Here is a 23,199-nt window from a genome sequence, read left to right as displayed (position 1 = left end):
CGTTCAGTCACCCGCGCATCGACCCTACCGTCCGCTCCCGGACAGCCCGCGCCGTGTCCCGGCGTACGTCCCGGTAACAACGATCACACGCGCCGGGACGCTGTCACGGAGCGGGTACGACGTGCGCGTCGGCCCCTGGGAAGGTCAACGCCTCATGGCCGTCCTCCCAGCGGACGAGGTACGGCGGAGCGCCGTCCTCTCCCCGCACCTCCAGCACCTCGGCCTCGCGTCGGTGCATCGAGTCCGTCCGGCCCTCGACGACGAGTCGGTCGCCCACGTTCGCTCGCATGTGCCCACGATGCTCCGTGCAGCGCCGGGACACAAGACCGATCAGGACTCGGCGAGCATCTCCGGCGTCAGCGACGCCTCGGTGTCGGGCACACCCAGCTCCTCGGCGCGCTTGTCGGCCATTGCGAGCAGCCGCCGGATCCGGCCGGCGATCGCGTCCTTGGTCAGCACCGGCTCGTGCAGCTGGCCGAGCTCCTCCAGCGACGCCTGCTTGTGCTCGAGGCGGAGGGTGCCGGCCATCCGGAGGTGGTCGGGCACCTCGTCGCCGAGGATCTCCATCGCGCGCTCGACCCGCGCGCCGGCGGTGACCGCGGCTCGTGCCGAACGGCGCAGGTTGGCGTCGTCGAAGTTGGCGAGCCGGTTGGCGGTGGCCCGGACCTCGCGCCGCATCCGGCGCTCCTCCCAGGCCATCAGGGTCTCGTGGGCGCCGAGCCTGGTCAGCAGCTGACCGATCGCGTCGCCGTCGCGGATGACGACCCGGTCGACACCGCGGACCTCCCGCGCCTTCGCCTGGATCCCGAGCCGCCGGGCGACGCCGACCAGGGCGAGCGCGGCCTCGGAGCCGGGGCACGTGACCTCCAGGGACGACGACCGGCCCGGTTCGGTGAGGGAGCCGTGCGCCAGGAACGCGCCCCGCCACGCGGCGACGGCGTCGCAGCCCCCGCCGGACACGACGGCGGGCGGGAGCCCGCGCACCGGACGACCGCGCTGGTCGAGCAGGCCGGTCTGGCGGGCCAGGGCCTCGCCGTCCTTGACCACCCGCACGATGTAGCGGCTGCCCTTGCGGATGCCGTTGCCCTGCACCATCACCACGTCGGAGGACTGGCCGTACATCTCCGCGATGTCGCGACGCAGCCGCCGGGCCGCCGCACCGGTGTCCAGCTCGGCCTCGACCACGATCCGGCCGCCGACGATGTGAAGGCCCCCGGCGAAGCGCAGTGTCGAGGCGACCTCCGCCTTGCGACAACACGCCTTGGTGACCGGGGTGGAGGCCAGTTCCGCCTTGACCTGAGCCGTCATCGCCATAAGGGCGATCCTGCCACGACGGTCAACTACCGAAGAACCGGAACGGCCTAACTGGACTGCATGATCCGGGCGTACGCCGCCGCGAGCAGCACCGGGTCGTGCCGTGGGGTCCCGTCACCCATCGCGATGTCGTCGATCACGAGCCGGGCGCCGAGCGCGCGCACCACGGAACGCAGCTCGTCGGCGTCGTCACCGACGCTCTCCCGATCGGCGAGCACGGTGTGGACGGCGAGGGCGGGGGCGTGCTCGGCGAGCACGGCGAGGTGGTCGGCCGGGCCGAACCCGCCCGTCTCCCCCTGCTGCTCGGCGAGGTTGAGGACGACGATGAGCCGGGCGTCGGTCGCGACCAGCGCGTCGCGCAGCTGCGGCACCAGCAGGTGCGGGATCACCGAGGTGAACCACGACCCCGGGCCGAGCACGGCCCAGTCGGCCTCGTCGATCGCGGTGAGCACCGCCGAGCTGACGTCGGGATCGGGCGGGTCGAGCGCGATCGACACGATCACCCCGTCGGTCGTGGCGACCTCCACCTGGCCCCGCACCACGGTCAGCTCGTCCGGATCGTCGGCCAGGCCCCGCACTTCGGCAGTGATGTCCATCGGCGTCATCGCCATCGGCAGTACCCGCCCCTTGGCGCCGAGCAGCCGACCGACCCAGTCGAGCGCGTCGACGTGGTCGCCGAGCAGCTCCCAGAGGCCGACGATGAGCAGGTTGCCGACGACATGGCCCCGCATCTCGCCGTCGCCCTCGAACCGGTGCTGGAGCACCCGCGCCCAGGTGTCGCCCCACTCGTCGTCGCCGCACAGCGCCGCGAGCGCCATCCGCAGGTCACCGGGAGGGAGTACGCCGAACTCGCCCCTCAGCCGCCCGGACGACCCGCCGTTGTCCGCCACGGTCACGACGGCGGTGAGCTCGTCGACGGTCAGGTCGTCGACGAGCATCCGCAGCGCGGTCAGCGAGCCGTGCAGGCCGTGGCCGCCCCCGAGGGCCACCACCGCCTGAGCCCGGTCGTGCGGCCGGTGCGGACGAGGCGTCATTCTCGCCCCAGGTCGCGGTGGAGGGCGCGCGCGACGTAGCCCAGCTCCTGCATCCGGCGGGCGATCTCCTCGCTCATCGCGACGCTGCGGTGCTTCCCGCCGGTGCAGCCGATCGCCACCCGCATGAAGCGCTTGCCCTCGCGGAGGTAGCCCTCGGCCACGCCGGCGAGGAGAGGGACGTACTGCTCGAGGAACTCCTCGGCGCCCGGCCGGCCGAGGACGTAGTCGACGACGTCCTGGTCGCGGCCGTTGTGCGCGCGGAGCTCGGGCACCCAGTGCGGGTTGGGGAGGAAGCGCATGTCCGCCACGTAGTCGGCGTCCGCCGGAATGCCGTACTTGAAGCCGAAGCTGATCGTCGTCACCCGCAGCCGGGTGGTCTCCGGCGTGCCGAACGCCTCGGCGATCCGGTCGGTGAGCTGGTGCACGTTGAGGTTGGAGGTGTCGATCACCAGGTCCGCGTCGGCGCGGAGGTCGGCCAGCACGACCCGCTCACGCGCCAGCCCGTCGAGCAGCCGGCCACCCTCCTGCAGCGGGTGCGGCCGGCGTACGGCCTCCTGGCGGCGGACCAGGACCTCGTCGGTGGCGTCGAGGAACACCAGCGTCGTGTCGCGGCCGGTGACGCCGAGCGCGAGGGCGCTGCGCAGGCCCTGGAAGAAGGAGCCGGACCGGACGTCGACCACGACCGCCACCCGTTGGCTGCGGCCCTGGCTCTCGTCGACAAGTCGCATGACCTCGGGCAGCAGGCTCGGCGGCAGGTTGTCGACGACGTAGAACCCGAGGTCCTCGAGCTCCTTGGCCGCGGTGCTGCGGCCGGCACCGGTCATCCCGGTCACCACCACCAGCTCGCCCGCCGGTTGATCGTTCATGAGGCGGGATTCTTCCGTGCGGCGTCACCTGCCGCCACGGCGGCCTTGATGGCTGCCGCGGTGCGCGGGCCGATGCCGGGTACGGCGGCGATCTCGTCGGCTTCCGCCTCTCGCAGCTTCTTCAGCGAGCCGAAGTGGCGCAGCAGCGTCTTGCGGCGCACCTCTCCCAGTCCGGGTACGTCGTCGAGCAGGCTCTCGACCATCGACTTCGAGCGCCGGCCCCGGTGGTGGGCGATCGCGAACCGGTGTGCCTCGTCGCGCACCCGCTGCAGCAGGTAGAGCCCCTCGGAGGTCCGACGGAGGATCACCGGGTCCTCCTCGCCGGGAAGCCACACCTCCTCCAGCCGCTTCGCCAGGCCGCAGACCGGGATGTCGTCGATGCCGAGCTCGTCCAGCGCCCGCTGGGCGGCGGCGACCTGGGGGGGACCGCCGTCCACCACGACCAGCCCCGGCGCGTAGGCGAACTTCCGTGGGCGCCCGGTGTCGGGGTCGACCAGCATCGGGCCGTCCTCCCCCATCCGCTCCTCGCTCCGCGCCTGCTCGTCGAGCAGCCGGCGGAATCGGCGCGTGATCACCTCGTGCATGGCGGCCACGTCGTCCGAACCCTCCTGGTCGCGGATCACGAACCGGCGGTACTCCCCCTTGCGGGCGAGGCCGTCCTCGAACACCACCATCGACGCGACGATCTCGGTGCCCTGCATGTGGGACACGTCGTAGCACTCGATCCGCAGCGGCGCCTCGTCGAGCCCGAGCGCGTCGGCGATCTCGGCGAGCGCCCGGTTGCGCGTGGTCAGGTCGCTCGCCCGCTTGGTCTTGTGCAGGGCGAGCGACTCCTTGGCGTTGCGGGCGACGTTCTCCTGCAGGGCCTTCTTGTCGCCGCGCTGCGGAACCCGGATCGCCACCTTCGACCCGCGGAGGTCGCCGAGCAGCTGCTCGAACGTCACCCGGTCCGGCGGCAGCTCCGGCACCAGGATCTCCTTCGGGACGGCATCGGGCTCCCCGCCGTACAGCTGGAGCAGGAAGGTCTCCACCAGCTCGGCGGTCTCGGCGTCGTCGGTGCGGTCGGCGACCCACCCGCGCTGGCCCCGCACCCGTCCGCCGCGCACGTAGAAGACCTGGACGGCCACCTCCAGCGGGTCCTCCGCCAGCGCGATCACGTCGGCGTCGGCGCCGTCGCCCAGCACCACCGCCTGCTTCTCGAGCGCCTTCTGCATCGCGCCGAGGTCGTCGCGGAGCCGGGCCGCCCGCTCGAAGTCCTCGGCGTCGCTGGCGGCGTACATCTCCTTCTCGATGCGCCTGATGAACGGCTTGGTGCGGCCCGCCATGAACTCGCAGAAGTCGTCGACGATCGCGCGGTGCTCCTCGGCCGTGACGTTGCCGACGCACGGTGCGGCGCACTTGTCGATGTAGCCGAGCAGGCACGGCCGCCCGATCTGCTGCGACCGCTTGAAGACGCCGTTGCTGCACGACCGCATCGGGAAGACCCGGAGCAGGATGTCGACGGTCTCGCGGATCGCCCACGCGTGGCTGTAGGGACCGAAGTAGCGGGTGCCCTTGCGCTTCGCACCGCGCCCCACCATCACACGCGGGAACTCGTCGCCGACCGTGACCGCCAGCCACGGGTAGGACTTGTCGTCGCGGTACTTCACGTTGAAGCGCGGGTCGTACTCCTTGATCCAGGAGTACTCCAGCTGCAGCGCCTCGACCTCGGTCTTGACGACCGTCCACTCCACCGAGGCCGCGGTCGCGACCATCGTCGCGGTGCGCTGGTGCAGGTTGCCGATGTCCTGGAAGTACGACGACAGCCGCGCCCTCAGGTTCTTCGCCTTGCCGACGTAGATCACCCGTCGCTGCTTGTCGCGGAAGCGGTAGACCCCGGGTTCGGTGGGGATCTCGCCCGGCTTCGGACGGTAGCTCTGCGACACGCCACCACCCTACGGACCGACGTCGACAGTCAGTCAGCGGCTTCCGGCCCGCGCCACGGATCGACCAGGTCGAGCCCCAGGCCCTCGAAGTCGGACCGGTCGCGGGTCGCGACCGAAGCACCGCTCACCCGCGCTATCGCAGCGACCAAGGCGTCCATCGAACCGATCGGCGGGCCGGTGGAACGACGCGACGCGACGATCGAGGCGTACGCCGACGCCGCCTCGGGCATCAGCGGGAGGCACACCCCCAGCGTGTCGAACGCGGTGCCCGCGACCTCGCTCAGGCGGCGCTTCCGCTCCCCGTCCGGGAGAACGGCGATCCCGGCCAGGATCTCCGCGCGATTGACGACCGTCGTCACCGGCATCTATCACTGCTGCACGACTACGGCCGGCGCCATCACACAGTGATCGGCAGACGCGCTCACCGATTCCGTGACGCGTGACGGAACGCGGGAGAGACTGCAGGCATGGGTTGTCGGGAGGACTACGGCTATCCGCTGACCACGAGTCCGGCGGCAGCGGCGGCGTACGTCGCCGGCGTCCGTGACCTGCTCCGCCTCCGCCGCGACGCACACGTCCGGATCGCCTCGTCGCTCGCGCACGACCCGACGTTCGCCCTCGCCCACGCCGACCTGGCACTGCTCGGCCACGAGATGTGCGTCGACGTCGACATCGCCTCGCGGCTCGACGACGCGCGACGGCTCTCGGGCCGGGCGAGCGAGCGCGAGCGCAGCCACGTCCACGCGGTCGACCGTCACCTCCAGGGTGACCACCGCCCGCTGCTCGCGCACCTGACCGCCTATCCCCGCGACGCGGTGCTGCTGTCCGTCGCGATGCCCACGATCGCCTTCGCCGGCGTGACCGAGGTTCCGGCCGAGGCGTGGGCGATCGTCGAGGAAGCAGCGCCGTCGTACGGAGACGACCCCTGGTTCCTCGGCCTCCTCGCCTTCGTGCGCCAGGAGCAGCGGCGGTACGACGACGCCATGGCGCTCTCGTGGCGAGCACTGGCCGCGGACCCGACGGCCGGTCACGCCGCCCACGCGCGGGCGCACGCCCACTACGAGACCGGCGACCACGTGGCCGGGCTGGCCTGGATGGACGCGTGGGTGACCGGCGAGGGAGCAGAGACCGAGAGCCTCACCCACTTCTCCTGGCACGCGGCGCTGCACGAGCTCTCGCTCGGCGACCTCGAGGCGGTCCGCCGTCGCTACACCACCCAGCTCCAGCCACGGCACGCCGTCGGGTGTCGAGCCCTGGTCGACACCGGCTCGCTGCTCTACCGCTGGGCGCTGACCCCCGACGCCGAAGCGGTGCCCGGGCTCGAGGAGGTCGCCCGGGTCACCGGGTGCGGCGGCCTCGAAGCACCGGCCACCGCCTTCCTCGGGATGCATGCCGCGGTGACCCTGCTCGCGCTCGACGACCTCGACGGCCTCCGCCGGCTGGCGAAGCGGTGCACGACCCACCAGCACGCCGCCCAGCGCGAGGTGGTCGCACCCCTGGCCGAGGCGCTCTGGGTGCTCGGCTCGGGACGCGCGTCCGAGGCCGCCGACCGGCTGGCCGCATTGGCGCCATCTGTTGGCGGCTCGGCGGCTCCGACGCGCAGCGCGAGATCGTCGAGGAGACCCGGATCGCGGCGCTGCTCCGCGCCGAGAGGTACGACGACGCCCGTTCGCTGCTCGACGCCCGACTCGATCGGCGGCCCTCCCCCCGCGACCAGCGCTGGCGACAGGTCGCGGTCGAGCCCCTCAGTCCGTGAGGATCTTGTCGCCGTCGACCTTGATGGCGACCTCGGTCAGCGCCGCAGGCGCGGGCCCGCCGGCCACCTCACCGGTCGCCGCGTCGTACGAGCTGCCGTGGTTGGCGCAGTGGATCGTGCCTTCCTCGACCGACGTCACCAGCAGCTGCTGGTGGGTGCAGACCGCGGTGAACGCCTTGAACTCGCCCTCGGTCGGCTGCGTGACGACGATCTTCTGGTCGGTCAGCACGACCCCGCCGCCGACCGGCACCTCGTCGGTGGTGGTCAGCTGGGTGCCGGACGCGACGTCGTCGCCGTCGCTCGAGCCGTCGTCACCACCGCCGCAGCCGGCGAGCGCAGCGGCCACGCCGAGCGCGCCGAGCCCGTGGAACACGATCCGTCGGTTGGCCCGGACCTCCCCGAGGCCGCTCATGCGAGCGTGATCCGGTCGCCGGAGACCGTGAAGTCGGCCGCGGCCAACGGCGCCGGCGCCGGCCCACCGACGACCGAGCCGTCCTCGATCGAGAACCGGCTGCCGTGACAGTCGCACTCGATCTCGGTGGTGACCCGCGCCACCGGGCACCCGGCGTGGGTGCAGATGGCGGTGAACGCCTGGAACTCACCCTCGGCAGGCTGCGTGACGACCACCCGCGGATCGGTCAGGACGATCCCGCCGCCCACCGGGACGTCCGAGGTCGGGACCCCGTCAGTGGCCGGCTCCGACGGCGCGGTCGTCTTCGGCGGCCCCGACTTCTTGGTCCCCTTCGTGGTGCGGGTCGACGACGTGCTCGTGGCCGACGAGGACGGGTCGGCCGCCGAGTCGTCGCCATCGGCGCCGCATGCCGCCAGCAGCGGCACGCCGATCCCCGCTGTCGCGGCTCCCGAGAGCGCCCGCCGCCTGCTGATAGTTGATATTTCCACCGTCATGTCTGGGTCAACGTACGCGACCGGCATCTGGTTCAGATCCCGCCCGGATTCACAGGCAACGCTCAGCGACGCGCGGTGCTCTTCGCCTTCGTCGGCCGGGCGTTCGCCGCCGAGGCCCGCTTGCGCTTCGGCTGGGCGGCCGCGCGACCGTCGAGCAGCGTCGCCAGGAACTCGCCGGTGAAGCTGCCCTGAGTCTCCGCGATCTGCTCGGGCGTGCCCTCAGCGACGACCGTGCCGCCGCGGGATCCACCCTCCGGACCCATGTCGACGATCCAGTCGGCGGTCTTGATGACGTCGAGGTTGTGCTCGATCACCAGCACCGAGTTGCCCTTGTCGACCAGCGACGACAGCACGCCCAGCAGCTTGCGGATGTCCTCGAAGTGCAGGCCCGTGGTCGGCTCGTCGAGGACGTAGACCGTGCGCCCGGTCGACCGCTTCTGCAGCTCGGTGGAGAGCTTGACCCGCTGCGCCTCGCCGCCGGACAGCGTGGTCGCCGGCTGGCCGAGCCGGACGTAGCCGAGCCCCACCTCGCACAGCGTCTTCATGTGCCGGGAGATCGCAGGCACCGCCGCGAAGAACTCCGCCGCCTCCTCGATCGGCATGTCGAGGACCTCGGCGATGGTCTTGCCCTTGTAGTGCACCTCGAGCGTCTCGCGGTTGTAGCGGGCGCCGTGGCAGACCTCGCACGGGACGTAGACGTCCGGCAGGAAGTTCATCTCGATCTTGATCGTGCCGTCACCGGCGCACGCCTCGCAGCGCCCGCCCTTGACGTTGAACGAGAACCGGCCCTGCTGGTAGCCGCGGATCTTCGCCTCCGGGGTGGAGGCGAAGAGCTTGCGGATGTGGTCGAAGACCCCGGTGTACGTCGCCGGGTTGGACCGTGGCGTCCGGCCGATCGGGCCCTGGTCGACATGGATCACCTTGTCGACGTTGTCGATGCCGGTGATCTTCTGGTGCCGGCCGGGGATGGTCCGCGCGCGGTGCAGCTCCTTGGCCAGCGAGGTGTAGAGGATGTCGTTGACGAGCGTGGACTTGCCGGAGCCGGACACGCCGGTGACCGCGACGAACAGCCCGAGCGGGAAGCTGACGTCGATGTTCTTGAGGTTGTGCTCACGGGCGCCGTGGACCTTGAGCTCGCGGCCGACGGTCCGCGGGCGGCGTACGGCGGGCACCGGGATCTCGCGGCGGCCGGAGAGGTACTCGCCCGTCATCGAGTCGGGGTGCTCCAGCAGTCCCTTGACCGTGCCGGAGTGGACGACCTGACCGCCGTGCTCGCCGGCGCCGGGGCCGATGTCGACCACCCAGTCGGCGACCCGGATGGTGTCCTCGTCGTGCTCGACGACGATCAGCGTGTTGCCGAGGTCCTTGAGGCGGAGCAGGGTCTCGATCAGCTTCTTGTTGTCGCGCTGGTGGAGACCGATCGAGGGCTCGTCGAGGACGTAGAGCACGCCGACCAGACCGGCGCCGATCTGGGTCGCCAGCCGGATCCGCTGCGCCTCGCCGCCGGACAGCGACCCGGACGGCCGGTCGAGGCTCAGGTAGTCGAGACCGACGTCGAGCAGGAACTGCAGTCGCTCCTGGATCTCCTTGAGCACCCGCTCGCCGATCTGGCGCTCGCGGGTGGACAGGTCGAGGTTGCGCAGGTGGTCGGCCGCCTCGTTGATCGGCAGCGCACACACCTCGGCGATGTTCTTGCCGCCCTCGGAGCGCGAGCCGAGGGTCACCGACATCGACACCGGCTTCAGCCGCGAGCCCTCGCAGACCGGGCACGGCACCTCGCGCATGAAGCCCTCGAACCGCTCCCGGCTGACGTCGCTCTCGGCCTCGCGGTGGCGCCGCTCGATGTAGGACCGGACGCCCTCGAAGTCGGCGTAGTAGGACCGCTCACGGCCGTAGCGGTTGCGGGTCACGACGTGGACCTTGGTCGGGTGGCCGTCGAGGACCGCCTTCTGGGCCTTCGCCGGGAGCTGCTCCCACGGCGTGTCCATGTCGAAGCCCAGCTCCTCGCCGAGCGCCTGGACCAGCTTGCCGAAGTAGTCGGCGACGTGCGCATGGCTCCACGGCTGGAGCGCGCCCTCGGCGAGGGTCGCGCTCGGGTCGGGGACGACCAGCTCCGGGTCGACCTCCATCCGGGTGCCGAGGCCGGTGCAGGAGGAGCAGGCGCCGAACGGCGAGTTGAACGAGAAGGACCGCGGCTCGAGGTCGTCGGTGTCGATCGGGTGCTCGTTCGGGCACGCCATCTTCTCGCTGAACCGCATCTCGCGGTGCGGGTCGTCGTCGGGCAGGTCGACGAAGTCCAGGACGACCAGCCCGCTGGCGAGGCCGAGCGCGGTCTCGACCGAGTCGGTCAGCCGGCGCTTCGCGGACGCCTTCACCGCGAGCCGGTCGACGACGACCTCGATCGAGTGCTTGATCTTCTTGTCGAGCTTCGGCGGGGCGTCGAGGTTGTGGATGGTGCCGTCGACGCGGGCCCGGCTGAAGCCCTGCGTCTGCAGCTGCCGGAAGAGATCGACGAACTCGCCCTTGCGACCGCGGATGACCGGGGCCAGCACCTGGAACCGCCGGCCCTCCTCCAGCGTGAGCACCCGGTCGACGATCTGCTGCGGGGTCTGCCGCTCGATGGGGGCGCCGCAGGTCGGGCAGTGAGGGCGCCCGGCGCGGGCGTAGAGCAGCCGGAGGTAGTCGTAGACCTCGGTGATCGTGCCGACCGTCGAGCGCGGGTTCTTCGACGTGGACTTCTGGTCGATCGACACCGCGGGCGACAGGCCCTCGATGAAGTCGACGTCGGGCTTGTCCATCTGGCCGAGGAACTGACGGGCGTACGCCGACAGCGACTCGACGTACCGCCGCTGACCCTCGGCGAAGATCGTGTCGAACGCCAGGCTGGACTTCCCGGAGCCGGAGAGACCGGTGAAGACGATGAGGGAGTCGCGGGGAAGGTCGAGCGAGACGTCCTTGAGGTTGTGCTCGCGGGCGCCGCGGATGATGAGCTGGTCCGCCACTAACGTTCCGTCCTGAAATCGGTGGTCGAGCCTCGGCCCGGTGGTCGGGCTGGTCGAGACCTTCGAACAAGTGTTCGCTATGGTACGGCCGGCGCACAAGGCGCCACACCGTCGAACACGATCTCACGCAGCACCGACAACGGCCGTTTCGAGGGCATCCGGTAGTTGGGCATGATGGCGGGGTGACACCTCCCGTCGCAGCCGCGACCGACCGGCTGCTGCACACCGTCGACCACCTGCCCGACGACGAATGGGGCGCCGAGAGCGGCTGCGCCGGCTGGACGCGCGGCCACGTCATCGCTCACCTGGCACTCAACGCCGAGGGGCTCGGCGGCGCGGTCCGTGGGCTGCTCGACGGCGTGCCGACCCTGATGTACCTCTCCAACGAGGCCCGCGACGCCGACATCGCAGCGCTCGGTGCGGCCGAGCCTGACGAGGTCCGCGAGCGGCTGCGTACCTCCTCCGCCTTCATCGCCGCCGTACTCGACGAGGTGCAGGCGCTCCCCGCCGACGCGACCTTCGAGCGGACACCGGGCGGCATCCGGATGCGCGCTCATGACGTACCCCGGCTCCGGCTGCGGGAGGTCGAGATCCACCACGCCGACCTGCGCGCCGGCTACACCCACGCGGACTGGCCGACGGAGACAGCGGCCCAGTTCCTCGAGCACGACGCGGGCAGGCACGCCGGCCCGCCCGTCGTCGCCCGGGCCACCGACCTCGGCCGCACCTTCGCGTTCGGCGAGGCCGACCAGCACACCCCGGTCGTCACCGGTACGGCGTCCGCGCTGGCCTGGTGGGCCACTGGCCGGGACCCCGGCGGCCTGGTGACGAGCTCGACCGGCACACTGCCCACCATGGAGGGACGATGACCGACAACTACACCGGCAACGTGAAGCCCGGCGGCCCCGCCGACGTACGAACACTCGGCGGCCTGACCATCACCAAGGTCGCCGTCGACGAGCAGATGTCCAACAACGCCTACCTGTTGCGCTGCTGCGACACCGGCGACCAGGTGCTCGTCGACGCCGCGGCCGAGCCCACCACGCTGCTGCCCCTGGTCGGCGACGCCGGGCTCACGGCCGTCGTCACGACCCACCAGCACTGGGACCACCACCGCGCGCTCGCCGACGTCGTGGCCGCGACCGGCGCCCAGGTCGTCGCAGGAGAGCCGGACGCCGACGCGATCACCGAGCAGACCGGCGTCCCCGTCGACCGGCGGGTCACCGACGGCGACACGGTCGCGGTCGGGTCCTGCGAGCTCGAGGTCATCCGGGTCACCGGCCACACGCCCGGCTCGATCTGCCTGCTCTACCGCGACCCCGACGGCCCCCCGCACCTGTTCACCGGCGACTCGCTGTTCCCCGGGGGCGTCGGCAACACCTTCGGCGACAACGACGCCTTCGCGACCCTGATCGACGACGTCGAGACCAAGATCTTCGACGCACTGCCGGACGACACCTGGTTCTACCCGGGCCACGGCGACGACTCGACCCTCGGCGCCGAGCGCCCGCACCTGGCCGAGTGGCGCGCGCGGGGCTGGTGACCCCGCGATGACCGCCCGGTTCGACCTGTCCGACCCCGCCTTCGACGTCACCTCCCCCACCGTCCACGCCGCGCGCGACGACGACTGGGTCGCGGAGACCAACTTGGGCTGGGCGGTGCTCCGGTACGACGAGGGCCAGGCGCTGCTCAAGGACCGGCGGTTCCGCCAGGGCAACGCCCGGTGGCCCGCGCAGAACGGCATCCACTCGGGACTGTTCTCCGACTGGTGGGGCGAGACACTGCTCAGCCTCGAGGGCGACGACCACCACCGGTTGCGCGCGCTGTTCAGGCCGGCGTTCCGCAACAAGGCCATCGCCGCGATGTCGCCGACGTTCCAGGCGCTCGCCCACGAGCTGATCGACGGGTTCGCGCCGCGGGGCGAGGTGGAGTTCGTGTCGGAGTTCGCCGAGCCGTACGCCGCGCGGATCATCTGCATCCTGCTGGGCCTCCCCGAGGACCACTGGCAGCAGGTCGCGCACTGGGCCGACGACCTCGGCAAGAGCTTCGGCATCAACGTGGCCAACGACCTCCCCCGGATCGAGGCCGCCCTCGCCGGTCTCCACGAGTACGTCGACGAGGTGATCTCGGACCGGCAGGCCAACCCGCGCGACGACCTGGTCACGACGCTGCTGCAGGCACAGGAGCAGGACGGCGCGCTGAGCCGGCACGAGGTCGGCGTCGGCCTGGTCTTCCTCGCGTTCGCCGGGATGGAGACGACCCGCAACCAGCTGGGACTGGCGCTGCGGACGCTGCTGGCGCACCCGGACCAGTGGCGGCTCCTCGGCGATCGCCCCGACCTCGGCCCGTCAGCGGTCGAGGAGGTGATGCGGGTCAACCCGACCGTCACCTGGATCACCCGGGAGGCGATCGAGGAGGTCGAGCTCAACGGCCTCCGGATCCCGGCAGGCGGCATCGTCCAGGTGCTCTCGCACGTCGCGGGCACCGACCCGGGTGCGATCCCCGACCCGACGTTCGACATTACCCAGACCCGGCCGCCGCACCTCGGCTTCGGGGCCGGGGTCCACCACTGTCTCGGGCACTTCGTCGCCCGCACCGACATGTCCGTCGCGCTGCCACTGCTCGCGGCGCGGATGCCGGACGCCCGACCGGACGGGCCCGGCACCTGGCTGCCGATGTCCGGGAACACCGGGCCCGTGCACTACCCGATCCGGTTCACGGCCGGCACTGAAAAATGGCTCTTGTGACCTATCCGTGGGTCGGGCTCGGGGTGGGCGGCCGCGCGGTAGCCGACCGTCTCCCACGGACCTCGGTGGGCTCCCACGGACCTCGGTGTGCTTGCGGGGTGCTGTGACCAGTCAGAGCGGCGAGGTAGTGGACCTATCGCCGAGGAAGTGCCCCTTGCCGTCGCCAGCCTTTCGGTCGCCACCACCCGCGACCCGTCACCGGCGCGCGCGAGCTCCGCTGGATGACGCACGGATAAGTCACAAGATCCCGAAAAAAGTGCGAACGGCCCCACCCGAAGGTGGGGCCGTCCGCGATGTCGTACTCGCTCAGATGGCGCGAACGTTCTCAGCCTGCAGACCCTTGGGGCCGCGGGTCACGTCGAACTCGACCTTCTGGTCCTCGGCGAGGGACTTGAAGCCCGAGCCCGCGATGCCGGTGTGGTGAACGAACACGTCGCCGTCACCGCCGTCCTGCGCGATGAAGCCGAAGCCCTTGGTGTCGTTGAACCACTTGACGGTTCCGGTGGCCATTTTTTTCTCCTTGATGGTTACTGCTGTCGAGACGCGCAGACGATGGTGCCTGCCGCGCGGATGAACACACCTCTACCGAACCTCGACGGCAGCCCATACGACAGGCCGCAAGGAAACTTGAAGATGAACCAGCGTCGTGCAGTCGGACGCTGGGGGGACCCGTGCGTGACGCGCCCCTTCAACTGAGCACAAGGCTACCAGCGCAGTCGCCAGATGCCTGCTTCCTCGCGGCAAGACAGTGTTTTCACCTCGGGTCGGTATTTAGCGCTACACCCTGTACCGCAAATCACGGCGGGGATGCTTGACCCGCCGTTCCGCCGCGCCCTACGTTCACGAAATGGACACCTTGATGGTGGCGCCGGAGACTCCCCCGGCGGCAGGCGCGGCGTTCAGCGAGATCCTCATCGCAGGCGGGATGGCCGGCGTCGTCATCCTGTTCTTCGGCTGGGTCGTGCTGCGCGAGCGTGCCGACAGGCCGACGTTCGTGAGCAGACTGGCCGACTGGGCCGCCGAGCTGGTGAAGCTCCCCCGCTGGGTGGCGCTCCCCGCTGCGCTCGGCCTGGGCTCGGCCCTCCTCGCCGGCTGGGGGGTGTGGTGGGACGTCCCGATCCACATGCAGAACGGTCGCGACGAGGGGCCGCTGGCCAACCCGAGCCACTACCCGATCTTCCTCGGCATCCTCGGCTTCTGCCACGCCGGCATCCTCAGCATGGGCCTGGCCCGTGATCCGCTGCCGCGCCACACGATCAAGCTGGCCAAGAACTGGCGGGTGCCGCTGGGCTCGGTCGTCATCACCGGCGCCGGGCTGATCGCCCTGGTCGGCTTCCCTGCGGACGACCTGTGGCACCGACTGTTCGGTCAGGACGTCACCGAGTGGGGCCCGACCCACGTGATGATGATCGGCGGCGCCGTCACCTTCGTGCTCGGCATCCCGCTGCTGCTGGCGGAGGCCGCCCAGGTGAGCGCCCCGCGCACCGAGGGGATCATCGGCCGGGTCCTCGGGGCCCTCGGGATCACCGTCTGCGGCGTCCCGTTCGCGTTCCTGATGGAGTTCGACCTCGGCGTGCCGCAGTTCCCCGCGGTCACCCAGTTCATCATCTTCGCGTTCCTCGTCGCCTGGATCGGCTGCGCCGTACGACTGTGGCTCGGGCCCGGCGGCGCCCTCCTCGTAGCGGGCGCGTTCCTGGTGGCGCACGGCTTCCTGTGGGTGACGATCTGGGTCCTCCCCGACGTGCTCACCGCTCGCTTCCTCCTGCTGATCCCGTCGGCCGTGATCATCGAGGTCGTCGCCGCGCTCATCCAGCCCAAGCGCAAGGACCGCCGCGTGCCGTTCGCGCTGGTGTCCGGCCTCCTGGTCGGCTCGCTCGGCATGTACGGCGAATGGCTGTGGTCGAAGTTCTTCATGCCCCTGCCCCAGCCGTTCAACGCCGACAGCCTCCCGTTCCTGCTCGGCATGAGCACGATCGCCGGTGTCGGCGGTGGCTGCATGGCCATCTGGATGCTGAGCCGACTGACCCTGAGCGGCCGCAGTGTCCCGCCGCCAGCCGGCGAGCCGCTCCCCCGCCGCTGGTTCGGACTGGCCGCGTTCGCGATCTTCGTGGTCCTGATGGGTGTGTTCGCCGTACCGCGTGCACCGGAGACCTACGAGGGCGTCGTGACGTTCAGCGACGCCACCGGCGGCGCCCCCTCCTGTGCCGGCGGCGAGACCGAGTGCCTCGCGACCGTCACCATCCAGATCGCCGAGGAGGACCAGGAGGCCGTGGACGACGCGGTCTGGTTCTACGCGTTGGCGTGGCAGGGCCGGCCCGGCGGCGATTCCGAGGGCGTGCCGCGGGACCCAGAGGCCAACGTCCCCGGCATCGTCCGCACCGCGTTGGAGCCGACCGGGAACCCCGGTGAGTACCGCACCGAGCACCCGGTGCCGCTCTACGGCAATTGGAAGACGCTGCTGCGGCTGCACGTCGCGCCGAGCGAGATGATCTCCTTCCCGATGTACGCCCCCGACGACCCCGCGATCGAGGGTCCGCAGGGCAGGGCCGTCATCGTCGAGGACGGTGCCACGGTGGAGACCGTCCTCGAGAGCAAGTTCCTGCAGCGCGAGAAGAAGGAGGACGTGCCCACCTGGTGGTGGACCGTCGGCTACCTCGTGGTGATCGCGGCCTGGCTGGCGCTGATCCTGTTCTACGGCTGGTGCTACAACCGCGCCGCGCAGCCCGTCGCTCCCGCGCCGGCGAAGACGAAGGAGACGGTATGAGCATCAAGGGGCAGGTCATCCTTATCACCGGCGGCGCCCGGGGCATCGGTGCGGAGACGGCGAAGGCGCTGGCCGCCAAGGGCGCACGGCTGATCCTCACCGATCTCGACCAGGCGGCGCTCGACGAGACCGCGGGCGTCATCGGCAGTGACCGCTGCCTGGCGCTGGTCGCCGACGTCTGCGACCTGCCGTCGATGGAGGCCGCGGTGGCGGCCGGCATCGCCCGGTTCGGGCGGCTCGACGCAGCCGTGGCGAACGCCGGCATCGCGTCGTACGGCTCGGTCATGAACACCGACCCCGCCGCCTTCAAGCGCGTGATCGACATCAACGTCCTCGGCGTCTTCCACACCGCCCGGGCGGCACTGCCCGCGCTCGTCGAGAGCAAGGGCTACTTCCTCGTCGTCTCGTCGCTCGCCGCCTTCGCCGCGGCCCCGGGGCTGGGGGCCTACAACGCGAGCAAGGCCGGCGCCGAGCACTTCGCCAACGCGCTGCGCCTGGAGGTGAAGCACCAGGGCGTCGACGTCGGGTGCGCCCACATGTCCTGGATCGACACCCCGCTGGTGCGCGACGCGAAGAAGGACCTGTCGACCTTCAGCGAGCTGATCGCCAAGCTGCCCTACCCGCTCAGCAAGACGACGTCGGTCGACGCGTGCGTGAAGGCGTTCGTCACCGGCATCGACAAGCGGGCCCGCCACGTCTACTGCCCCGGCTGGGTCCGCGGCGTCGGCCTCAACCGCAACGTCGTCAACTCCGCCGCCGGCGCCAAGGCCGTGCTGCGCCACGTGCCGGAGCTGCTCCCCCGCATGGACGCGGAGGTCGCCGCTCTCGGCCGCGCCACCAGTGCGCGCAACGTCGCCAACGACGCCAGCCCCGCCGCCGCCATCGAGCCCAAGGAGTGACCATGACCGAGGCCACCCACCTGGAGGTGCTGATCGTCGGGGCCGGACTGTCCGGCATCGACGCCGCCGTCCACATCAGCCAGGCGTTCCCGGCGAAGAACTACGCGGTCCTGGAGCAGCGCGGCGAGCTCGGCGGCACCTGGAGCCTGTTCAAGTACCCCGGCATCCGGTCCGACTCGGACATGTACACCCTCGGCTTCGGCTTCCGCCCGTGGGACGGCAAGCACGCGATCGCCGACGGCGCCGACATCCTCCGCTACCTGCAGGAGACGGCACAGGAGTACGGCGTCGACGAGCGGATCCGCTACCACCGCAAGGCCACGACGTTCGAGTGGTCGTCCGACGACCAGTACTGGACGGTCACCGTCGAGAACACCGAGACCGGCACGACCGAGACGCTGACCTGCGACTTCCTGTTCTCCACCAGCGGCTACTACAACTACGAAGCCGGCTACACCCCTGACTGGCCGGGCTTCTCCGAGTACCAGGGCACCGTCATCCACCCCCAGCACTGGCCGGAAGACCTCGACTACACCGGCAAGCGGGTCGTGGTGATCGGCTCCGGAGCCACCGCCGTCACGCTGATCCCGTCGATGGCGCGCGACGCCGGCCACATCACGATGCTGCAGCGCACGCCGACCTACATCGTCAGCCAGCCGAAGATCGACCCGATCGCGCAGACGCTGAAGCGGACGATGCCGGCGAAGCTCGCCGCCAAGGCGATCCACGCCCGGTACGCCGCGGTGACGATCGGCTTCTACGAGTTCTGCCGCCGCAACCCGAAGGTCGCGAAGACCCTGCTGAAGCGGTGGGCGAAGCTCCACCTGCCCGACGACTTCGACTACGAGACCCACCTGACGCCGCCGTACGACCCGTGGGACCAGCGGCTCTGCGTCGTGCCCGGCGCCGACCTGTTCAAGGCGATCCACAGCCACAAGGTCGACGTCGTCACCGGCCACATCGAGCGGTTCACCAGCGACAGCATCGTGCTGACGTCGGGCGAGGAGCTGAAGGCCGACATCGTGGTCACGGCGACCGGTCTCGACGTGGTCGCCATGGGTGGCGCCGAGCTCGTCGTCGAAGGCGAGAAGGTCGACCTCGGCGAGACGTTCACCTACAAGGCGCTGATGCTCAGCGACGTCCCGAACTTCGCGTTCATCATCGGCTACTCCAACGCGTCCTGGACGCTGAAGGCCGACCTGGTCTGCGAGTACGTCGTCCGGCTGCTGGAGTACATGGACCAGCACGCCCTCAAGGTCGTCGTCCCGCGCAAGCACGAGGGTCTCGAGCCCGCGCCGGTCTTCGACCTCACCTCCGGCTACCTCCAGCGCGCCGCGGGCAGGCTTCCGGTGGCCGGCGACAAGGACCCGTGGCGGCTCAAGCACAACTGGTACTTCGACAAGAAGTTCCTGCGCGGCAGCAAGCTCGACGACGGCGTCGTGGAGTTCAGCGCCTGACCAGGTGCCGACAGGTTTAGCCTCACCTCCATGACCTTCACCGCCCGCGAACGCGAGGCGATGCGCCTCATCTGCGACACGTTCGCTCCGGGCGACGGAGCCGGGGTACCGGCGGCCAGCGAGGTCGGTGCCGTCGACCTGGCGCTGCGGGTGGCGGCGGCCAACCCCCGGGCACCCGAGGTCCGGCAGCTGCGGTTGCTGCTCCGGGCGTGGGACACCCGGCCGCTCGCGCTCGCCCTCACCGGGCGAGCGCAACGGTTCTCCCAGCTCGACCAGGCGGGCCGCGAGCGGTTCCTGCTCGCGCTCTCCGACTCGGGCTCCGCACCGAAGCGGGCGCTCTTCGGAGCACTCAAGGGCGCCGCCCTGCTCCCCTACTACCTGAAGGGCGGTCCCGCCGTCTGGGACCCGATGGGCTACCCGGGACCGCTGGGTCCGACCGACGCCGTACCGACCCTGGCGCTGGCGCCGCTCCGGGCCAGCACCGACGCCGACCTGACCTGCGACGTGGTCGTGGTCGGCTCGGGCGCCGGCGGCGGTACGGCGGCGGGGGTGCTGGCCGCCGCTGGTCTCGACGTCGTCGTCCTCGAGGCCGGTGACTACCACGACGAGCGGCACTTCGACGGAGGCGAGGAGACCGGCTTCCTCACCCTCTACGCGTTGGCGCCGCAGGCCACGGCCGAGGGGCAGATCGGCCTGCTCGCGGGCCGTGGCCTGGGCGGCGGCACGGTCGTCAACTACACGACGTCGTTCCGCACCCCCGACCACGTACGCCAGGAGTGGGCGGGCCTCGGCGCGAAGCAGTTCGCCGGCGAGGAGTACGGCGCCGCGCTCGACGCCGTCTGCGCGCGACTCGGGGTGAACACCGATCACGACCGCGCGGCGCCGCGCGACGCGATCCTCGAGCGGGGAGCGACGAAGCTCGGCTGGAGCTCGGAGGCGATGCCGCGCAACGTGATCGGCTGCGACCAGGGCATCGAGTGCGGCCGCTGCGGCATGGGCTGCCGGCTCGGTGCCAAGCAGTCGGTCACCAAGACCTGGCTCGTCGATGCCGCCGACGCCGGCGCCCGGATCTACACCGGGGTGACCGTGCGCCGGGTGACCCAGGCGAACGGCCGCGCGACCGGCGTCGAGGCGGTGAGCGCCGAGGGCCACCGGGTGACGGTCCGCTCCCGGGCCGTGGTGGCCGCCGCCGGTGCGATCCAGACGCCCGCCCTGCTCCAGCGCAGCGGCCTGCGCAACCCGAACGTCGGGAGCCACCTCAGGCTCCATCCGGCCACGGCGGTCTGGGGCCTGATGGACGAGGTCGTCGAGCCCTGGGTCGGCGCCATGCAGAGCCGCTACGTCAACACGCTCACCGATCTCGACGACGGGTACGGCGTGCTGTTCGAGACCGCGCCCCTCACCCCTGGCTTCGGCTCCGGGTTCGTCAGCTGGCGAGGCGCCGACGCCTTCCGACGGCAGATGAACGAGCTGCGGGACAGCCTCGGCGTCGCCGTCATCCTCCGGGACCGCGACTCCGTCGGCACCGTCCGCACCGGGCGCGACGGCGAGCCCGTGGTCCGCTACCGGCTGTCCGGCTACGACGCCGAGCACCTGGTCCAGGGCCTCGTGGGCGGAGCGCGGATCGCCGAGGCGGCGGGCGCCCGGCGGATCACCACGTCCCATCACCGCACCGTCGGCTACGAGCCGGGCGTCCGCGGCTCGCTGGAGACCTTCGAGCAGGACATCCGCGCCGAGGGCCTGGACCCGGGCCGGCTCGCGCTCGCGGCGCTCCACATCATGGGCTCCGCCCGGATGGGTGGCTCGCCCGCCACGTCGGCGACCGATCCCGATGGCCAGACGTGGGACCTGCCGGGCCTCTACGTCGCCGACGCCTCCTGCTTCCCGATGTCGTCGGGCGTCAACCCGATGATCTCGATCGAGGCGATCGCCTACATGAACGCGACGCGTCTCGCCGACCGGCTCGCTTAGCTGCTCAGCTCTGGGCGGGCGTGCCGGTGGCCGCCACGCGGCGAAGCGAGCACACTGTTGCGATGCCAGTCATCCTCGCGGTCATCCTTCTCTGCGGTCCGCTCATGATCCTGACTGGACTCGGTGCCCGCCGACGTGGACAGGCCCTGGCGCCGGCCGCGGCAGCGGGGCTGTTCTTTCCCGTCGCCTGGATCGTTTGGTACGTGCGGGACGAGCACCCCTACCGTCGTACTCACCACCAGAACGTCTGACTCCGCCCTCCGCAAGTCGGCAAGTGGGCGAGACGGCATCGGCGCTCACTCAGCGAGGCGCTGTGCGCACGTCGGAAAGGCAGGTCAGTTCCAAGTCGCAGTTGGCGCGTACTTGATCGGTTCGACGACTGTCGCCGTGGTCGGGCTGGCCTCGGTCAGCCATGTCACGATCGCGTCGGATCCGTCGTCGCCGCCACTCATGCGATATGCCAGCAGTGCGGAGGCGTCGTGGTTGGGGGTGACGTCGTAGAACGTCGCGACACGAACAGGGTCGCCTTGCGTGAAGAGCCGATGTTGATCGCTTCCGTCTGGCGCACTGATCCACACGGACCGCGAGTTCTTTCGCCATCGCTCAGTGATGATCCGACTGCCATCGCCCGAGATGCGGACCGAACGAGCACGGCGCAGGACGAGGGTGGATTCGCCTCCTTTCACCATGCGGAGATTGTGACCGTTGGAGAACAAGATCCCTTCAGTCGTCCAGGCCAGTGCGTCGTTGATGAAGAGGTTGTTGTCGACCGACCCCAAGTTGTAGATGGGCCTTAGCCCGGTGCCGTCCGGACGCACGGTCCACAGGTATGTCACGCGGTCCGGATACGAGCCCGTCGTGCCCTCGAAAGCGATACGACGGCCGTTCGGGGACCAGCCGATGCCGCCGACTGCATCGACCTTCGGATGGTGGGCGAGCGGCTTCAACGGAGTCCCGCCGCGGACCCGTGCTACGACCAGGACCGGGTCATGCACGTTGCAGCAGGGAGAGAAGGCAACCCGTCGGCCCGCGCGGTCCAGAGTCAAGTCGGTGACGAACCCCCGTCGGGAGTCGTACACCCTTCGCACTCCCGTGCCGTTCATGCGGGCTGAGCGCAAGTGAATGCCACGCCGGCCCGCCCTGTGCTGATCCCAGACGTATCGGTGAACCACGAGCGTTGGAGCACTGCGGTTCTCATCGCTTCCGGCAGCATCTGCCGAGTCGGGATCTGCGGCGGTCGCTGAGGAAGGCAGCGAGCAGAGGAGCAGAGCCATGGCCGCCATGATGGAAACGATCCGCAGCGACCGGGGACAAGTTGGTGACACCGCCGCAGCGTACGTCGCCCCGGACAGGTTCATTGAGCCTTTCGCAATGACGATGGGCGACCGGCAGTACGGCGCCTAGCTTGGGCTGGGCCGGCACCAGGTGCCGGCTCAGCGCGAGCTATCAGCTGTAGGTGACCTTGAGCGTGTCGGTCATCGGGAGCGACTGACAGCCGAGCCGGATGCCGTCGGCGAGGTCCTCCTCGTCGAGGACGTCGTTGTGGAGCAGCCGCACCTCGCCCTCGATCAACCGGATCGCGCAGGCCGAGCACTCGCCCTCACGGCAGGAGTACGGCGCCTTCACGCCCTTGCTCTCGAGGAAGTCGAGGAGCTTCACCTTCGGGTCCCAGTCGTCGAAGGTGTAGCTGGCGCCGTCGAGCTCCACCTCGACCTTCACCGGTCCGGCCGGACCGCCCGCGAACACGTCGGCGGCCGAGCCGTCCTCGTCTGACTCCGCGAGCGCGATCTCCTCCTCGGCCTGCTGCAGCTCGGCCAGGTCGCCGAACGGGTTGCCGCCGAGGGAGACGAACTTCTCCTGGTGCCGCCGGTCGCGCGGGAACTCGAGCTCACGCAGCACGGTCGTGACCATCTTCATGTACGGCGCCGGGCCGCACACGAAGGCGTCGTACCCGAGGTAGGGCTGGATGAAGGCCTTGACCTGCTCCGGCGACGGGATGCCCTGGACCGACTCCAGCCAGTGGATCACCATCAGCCGGTCCGGGTTCTCGGCGGCCAGCCGAGTGAACTCATCGCCGAAGATCACGGAGCTCTCGTCGCGGTTGGCGTAGAAGACGACGATCTTGCCGCTGCCCTCGGACAACGCGGTGCGGGTGATCGACATGATCGGAGTCACACCGCTGCCGCCCGCGAAGAGCAGCAGGTCGGCGTCGATCGACGACGGGGTGAAGATCCCCGACGGAGGCAGCACCCGCAGCGTGTCGCCGACCTTCAGGTTGTCGCAGATCCAGTTCGACGCATAGCCGTCGGCGGTGCGCTTGACGGTGACCGTCAGCGGGCCGCCGTCGTGCGGGCTGCTGGACAACGAGTAGCACCGCGCGGCGACGCCCGTCTGGTCGCTCGGGACGGCCACCGTGAGGAACTGCCCCGGCTTGTAGACGAACTTCTCCGGCGCGTCGGCCGGCACCTCGAAGCTGATGGAGCGGGCATCCGCCGTCTCGTCGACGATGTCGACGACGCGCAGCAGAAAGGACTCGATGTCCAACGTCTCCCCTAGGT

The 23,199-nt window shown here is 70.6% G+C and carries 22 protein-coding genes; 9 read left to right on the top strand and 13 right to left on the bottom strand.

The features are described from left to right. Positions 1-103: 103 nt before the first annotated feature. From D0Z08_RS18615 to uvrA, 10 genes are all read right to left on the bottom strand, one after another. On the bottom strand, positions 104-289 hold the full coding sequence (locus D0Z08_RS18615) for a DUF1918 domain-containing protein (RefSeq protein WP_118926765.1): 186 nt from the start codon (positions 287-289) through the stop codon (positions 104-106). Between the two features lie 41 nt (positions 290-330). Beyond that, the gene (gene whiA, locus D0Z08_RS18610; protein WP_118926764.1) at positions 331-1,314 is read right to left on the bottom strand and encodes a DNA-binding protein WhiA; all 984 of its coding nucleotides are present in this window, start codon (positions 1,312-1,314) and stop codon (positions 331-333) included. A gap of 47 nt (positions 1,315-1,361) precedes the next feature. Further along, positions 1,362-2,348: a gluconeogenesis factor YvcK family protein gene (locus D0Z08_RS18605; protein WP_118926763.1), complete on the bottom strand. Its 987-nt coding sequence runs from the start codon at positions 2,346-2,348 to the stop codon at positions 1,362-1,364. After that, positions 2,345-3,214 carry an RNase adapter RapZ gene (gene rapZ / locus D0Z08_RS18600; protein ID WP_118926762.1) on the bottom strand — a complete coding sequence of 290 codons (870 nt, stop codon included), beginning with the start codon at positions 3,212-3,214 and terminating at the stop codon, positions 2,345-2,347. The genes D0Z08_RS18605 and rapZ overlap by 4 nt, the downstream gene beginning before the upstream one ends. Beyond that, on the bottom strand, positions 3,211-5,139 hold the full coding sequence (gene uvrC, locus D0Z08_RS18595; protein WP_118926761.1) for an excinuclease ABC subunit UvrC: 1,929 nt from the start codon (positions 5,137-5,139) through the stop codon (positions 3,211-3,213). The genes rapZ and uvrC overlap by 4 nt, the downstream gene beginning before the upstream one ends. Positions 5,140-5,168: 29 nt before the next feature. Continuing rightward, a complete protein-coding gene (locus D0Z08_RS18590; protein WP_118926760.1) occupies positions 5,169-5,504 on the bottom strand; it encodes a PIN domain-containing protein in 336 nt (111 codons plus the stop codon). A 3-nt stretch (positions 5,505-5,507) separates the two neighbouring features. Beyond that, positions 5,508-6,602 carry a hypothetical protein gene (locus tag D0Z08_RS33085; protein WP_245994103.1) on the bottom strand — a complete coding sequence of 365 codons (1,095 nt, stop codon included), beginning with the start codon at positions 6,600-6,602 and terminating at the stop codon, positions 5,508-5,510. 282 nt (positions 6,603-6,884) lie between these two features. Next, on the bottom strand, positions 6,885-7,307 hold the full coding sequence (locus D0Z08_RS18580) for a Rieske (2Fe-2S) protein (RefSeq protein WP_118926759.1): 423 nt from the start codon (positions 7,305-7,307) through the stop codon (positions 6,885-6,887). Continuing rightward, complete coding sequence (locus D0Z08_RS18575) at positions 7,304-7,801, bottom strand: Rieske (2Fe-2S) protein (RefSeq protein ID WP_220454252.1); 498 nt, start codon at positions 7,799-7,801, stop codon at positions 7,304-7,306. The genes D0Z08_RS18580 and D0Z08_RS18575 overlap by 4 nt, the downstream gene beginning before the upstream one ends. Before the next feature lie 62 nt (positions 7,802-7,863). Beyond that, positions 7,864-10,803, bottom strand: coding sequence for an excinuclease ABC subunit UvrA (gene uvrA, locus D0Z08_RS18570; RefSeq protein ID WP_118926757.1), 2,940 nt, complete (start codon positions 10,801-10,803; stop codon positions 7,864-7,866). A gap of 182 nt (positions 10,804-10,985) precedes the next feature. On the opposite strand from uvrA, the gene D0Z08_RS18565 reads away from it, so the two are divergent. Genes D0Z08_RS18565 through D0Z08_RS18555 form a run of 3 tightly spaced genes read left to right on the top strand, consistent with a single transcriptional unit; the run spans position 10,986 to position 13,550 of the window. Further along, entirely contained in the window at positions 10,986-11,672 is a 687-nt protein-coding gene (locus tag D0Z08_RS18565; protein WP_182481381.1) for a maleylpyruvate isomerase family mycothiol-dependent enzyme, read from the top strand. Then, the gene (locus D0Z08_RS18560) at positions 11,669-12,346 is read left to right on the top strand and encodes an MBL fold metallo-hydrolase (protein WP_118926755.1); all 678 of its coding nucleotides are present in this window, start codon (positions 11,669-11,671) and stop codon (positions 12,344-12,346) included. The genes D0Z08_RS18565 and D0Z08_RS18560 overlap by 4 nt, the downstream gene beginning before the upstream one ends. A gap of 7 nt (positions 12,347-12,353) precedes the next feature. Then, a complete protein-coding gene (locus tag D0Z08_RS18555; protein ID WP_118926754.1) occupies positions 12,354-13,550 on the top strand; it encodes a cytochrome P450 in 1,197 nt (398 codons plus the stop codon). A gap of 306 nt (positions 13,551-13,856) precedes the next feature. Here the strand turns inward: D0Z08_RS18555 and D0Z08_RS18550 are convergent, their stop codons facing one another. Then, a complete protein-coding gene (locus tag D0Z08_RS18550; RefSeq protein WP_118926753.1) occupies positions 13,857-14,060 on the bottom strand; it encodes a cold-shock protein in 204 nt (67 codons plus the stop codon). A gap of 337 nt (positions 14,061-14,397) precedes the next feature. On the opposite strand from D0Z08_RS18550, the gene D0Z08_RS18545 reads away from it, so the two are divergent. The 5 genes from D0Z08_RS18545 (at position 14,398) to D0Z08_RS18525 (ending at position 20,892) form a co-directional block, all read left to right on the top strand. Then, entirely contained in the window at positions 14,398-16,314 is a 1,917-nt protein-coding gene (locus tag D0Z08_RS18545) for an ABC transporter permease (RefSeq protein WP_118926752.1), read from the top strand. Continuing rightward, on the top strand, positions 16,311-17,213 hold the full coding sequence (locus D0Z08_RS18540; protein WP_118926751.1) for an SDR family oxidoreductase: 903 nt from the start codon (positions 16,311-16,313) through the stop codon (positions 17,211-17,213). The genes D0Z08_RS18545 and D0Z08_RS18540 overlap by 4 nt, the downstream gene beginning before the upstream one ends. Positions 17,214-17,215: 2 nt before the next feature. Next, positions 17,216-18,670 (top strand): flavin-containing monooxygenase, encoded by a 1,455-nt coding sequence (locus D0Z08_RS18535; RefSeq protein ID WP_118926750.1) that lies wholly within the window; start codon positions 17,216-17,218, stop codon positions 18,668-18,670. A gap of 30 nt (positions 18,671-18,700) precedes the next feature. After that, a complete protein-coding gene (locus D0Z08_RS18530) occupies positions 18,701-20,641 on the top strand; it encodes an FAD-dependent oxidoreductase (protein WP_118926749.1) in 1,941 nt (646 codons plus the stop codon). A gap of 62 nt (positions 20,642-20,703) precedes the next feature. Continuing rightward, positions 20,704-20,892: a hypothetical protein gene (locus tag D0Z08_RS18525; RefSeq protein ID WP_118926748.1), complete on the top strand. Its 189-nt coding sequence runs from the start codon at positions 20,704-20,706 to the stop codon at positions 20,890-20,892. An 84-nt stretch (positions 20,893-20,976) separates the two neighbouring features. Here the strand turns inward: D0Z08_RS18525 and D0Z08_RS32690 are convergent, their stop codons facing one another. Further along, entirely contained in the window at positions 20,977-21,588 is a 612-nt protein-coding gene (locus D0Z08_RS32690) for a TolB family protein (protein ID WP_220454251.1), read from the bottom strand. 325 nt (positions 21,589-21,913) lie between these two features. Here D0Z08_RS32690 and D0Z08_RS33445 point away from each other — a divergent pair, with 325 nt between their 5' ends. Beyond that, positions 21,914-22,045, top strand: coding sequence for a hypothetical protein (locus tag D0Z08_RS33445; RefSeq protein ID WP_281271748.1), 132 nt, complete (start codon positions 21,914-21,916; stop codon positions 22,043-22,045). Between the two features lie 42 nt (positions 22,046-22,087). On the opposite strand, the gene D0Z08_RS18515 is transcribed toward D0Z08_RS33445, so the two are convergent. Continuing rightward, positions 22,088-23,185, bottom strand: coding sequence for a ferredoxin--NADP reductase (locus tag D0Z08_RS18515; protein WP_118926746.1), 1,098 nt, complete (start codon positions 23,183-23,185; stop codon positions 22,088-22,090). Positions 23,186-23,199 lie beyond the last annotated feature (14 nt).

It is taken from the genome of Nocardioides immobilis, assembly GCF_003515065.1.
Classification (GTDB): Bacteria; Actinomycetota; Actinomycetes; order Propionibacteriales; family Nocardioidaceae; genus Nocardioides; species Nocardioides immobilis.
The sequence above is the reverse complement of the archived record's forward strand: the minus strand, read 5'-3'. Positions and strand labels throughout refer to the sequence as shown.

Bases quoted from the DNA above. Each gene is read 5' to 3' on its own strand.
- D0Z08_RS18615 (WP_118926765.1), bottom strand. From the start codon at position 289: ATGCGAGCGAACGTGGGCGACCGACTCGTCGTCGAGGGCCGGACGGAC.
- whiA (WP_118926764.1), bottom strand. From the start codon at position 1,314: ATGGCGATGACGGCTCAGGTCAAGGCGGAACTGGCCTCCACCCCGGTC.
- D0Z08_RS18605 (WP_118926763.1), bottom strand. From the start codon at position 2,348: ATGACGCCTCGTCCGCACCGGCCGCACGACCGGGCTCAGGCGGTGGTG.
- rapZ (WP_118926762.1), bottom strand. From the start codon at position 3,214: ATGAACGATCAACCGGCGGGCGAGCTGGTGGTGGTGACCGGGATGACC.
- D0Z08_RS18590 (WP_118926760.1), bottom strand. From the start codon at position 5,504: ATGCCGGTGACGACGGTCGTCAATCGCGCGGAGATCCTGGCCGGGATC.
- D0Z08_RS18580 (WP_118926759.1), bottom strand. From the start codon at position 7,307: ATGAGCGGCCTCGGGGAGGTCCGGGCCAACCGACGGATCGTGTTCCAC.
- D0Z08_RS18575 (WP_220454252.1), bottom strand. From the start codon at position 7,801: ATGACGGTGGAAATATCAACTATCAGCAGGCGGCGGGCGCTCTCGGGA.
- D0Z08_RS18560 (WP_118926755.1), top strand. From the start codon at position 11,669: ATGACCGACAACTACACCGGCAACGTGAAGCCCGGCGGCCCCGCCGAC.
- D0Z08_RS18555 (WP_118926754.1), top strand. From the start codon at position 12,354: ATGACCGCCCGGTTCGACCTGTCCGACCCCGCCTTCGACGTCACCTCC.
- D0Z08_RS18550 (WP_118926753.1), bottom strand. From the start codon at position 14,060: ATGGCCACCGGAACCGTCAAGTGGTTCAACGACACCAAGGGCTTCGGC.
- D0Z08_RS18545 (WP_118926752.1), top strand. From the start codon at position 14,398: ATGGACACCTTGATGGTGGCGCCGGAGACTCCCCCGGCGGCAGGCGCG.
- D0Z08_RS18540 (WP_118926751.1), top strand. From the start codon at position 16,311: ATGAGCATCAAGGGGCAGGTCATCCTTATCACCGGCGGCGCCCGGGGC.
- D0Z08_RS18535 (WP_118926750.1), top strand. From the start codon at position 17,216: ATGACCGAGGCCACCCACCTGGAGGTGCTGATCGTCGGGGCCGGACTG.
- D0Z08_RS18530 (WP_118926749.1), top strand. From the start codon at position 18,701: ATGACCTTCACCGCCCGCGAACGCGAGGCGATGCGCCTCATCTGCGAC.
- D0Z08_RS18525 (WP_118926748.1), top strand. From the start codon at position 20,704: ATGCCAGTCATCCTCGCGGTCATCCTTCTCTGCGGTCCGCTCATGATC.
- D0Z08_RS33445 (WP_281271748.1), top strand. From the start codon at position 21,914: ATGGCCGCCATGATGGAAACGATCCGCAGCGACCGGGGACAAGTTGGT.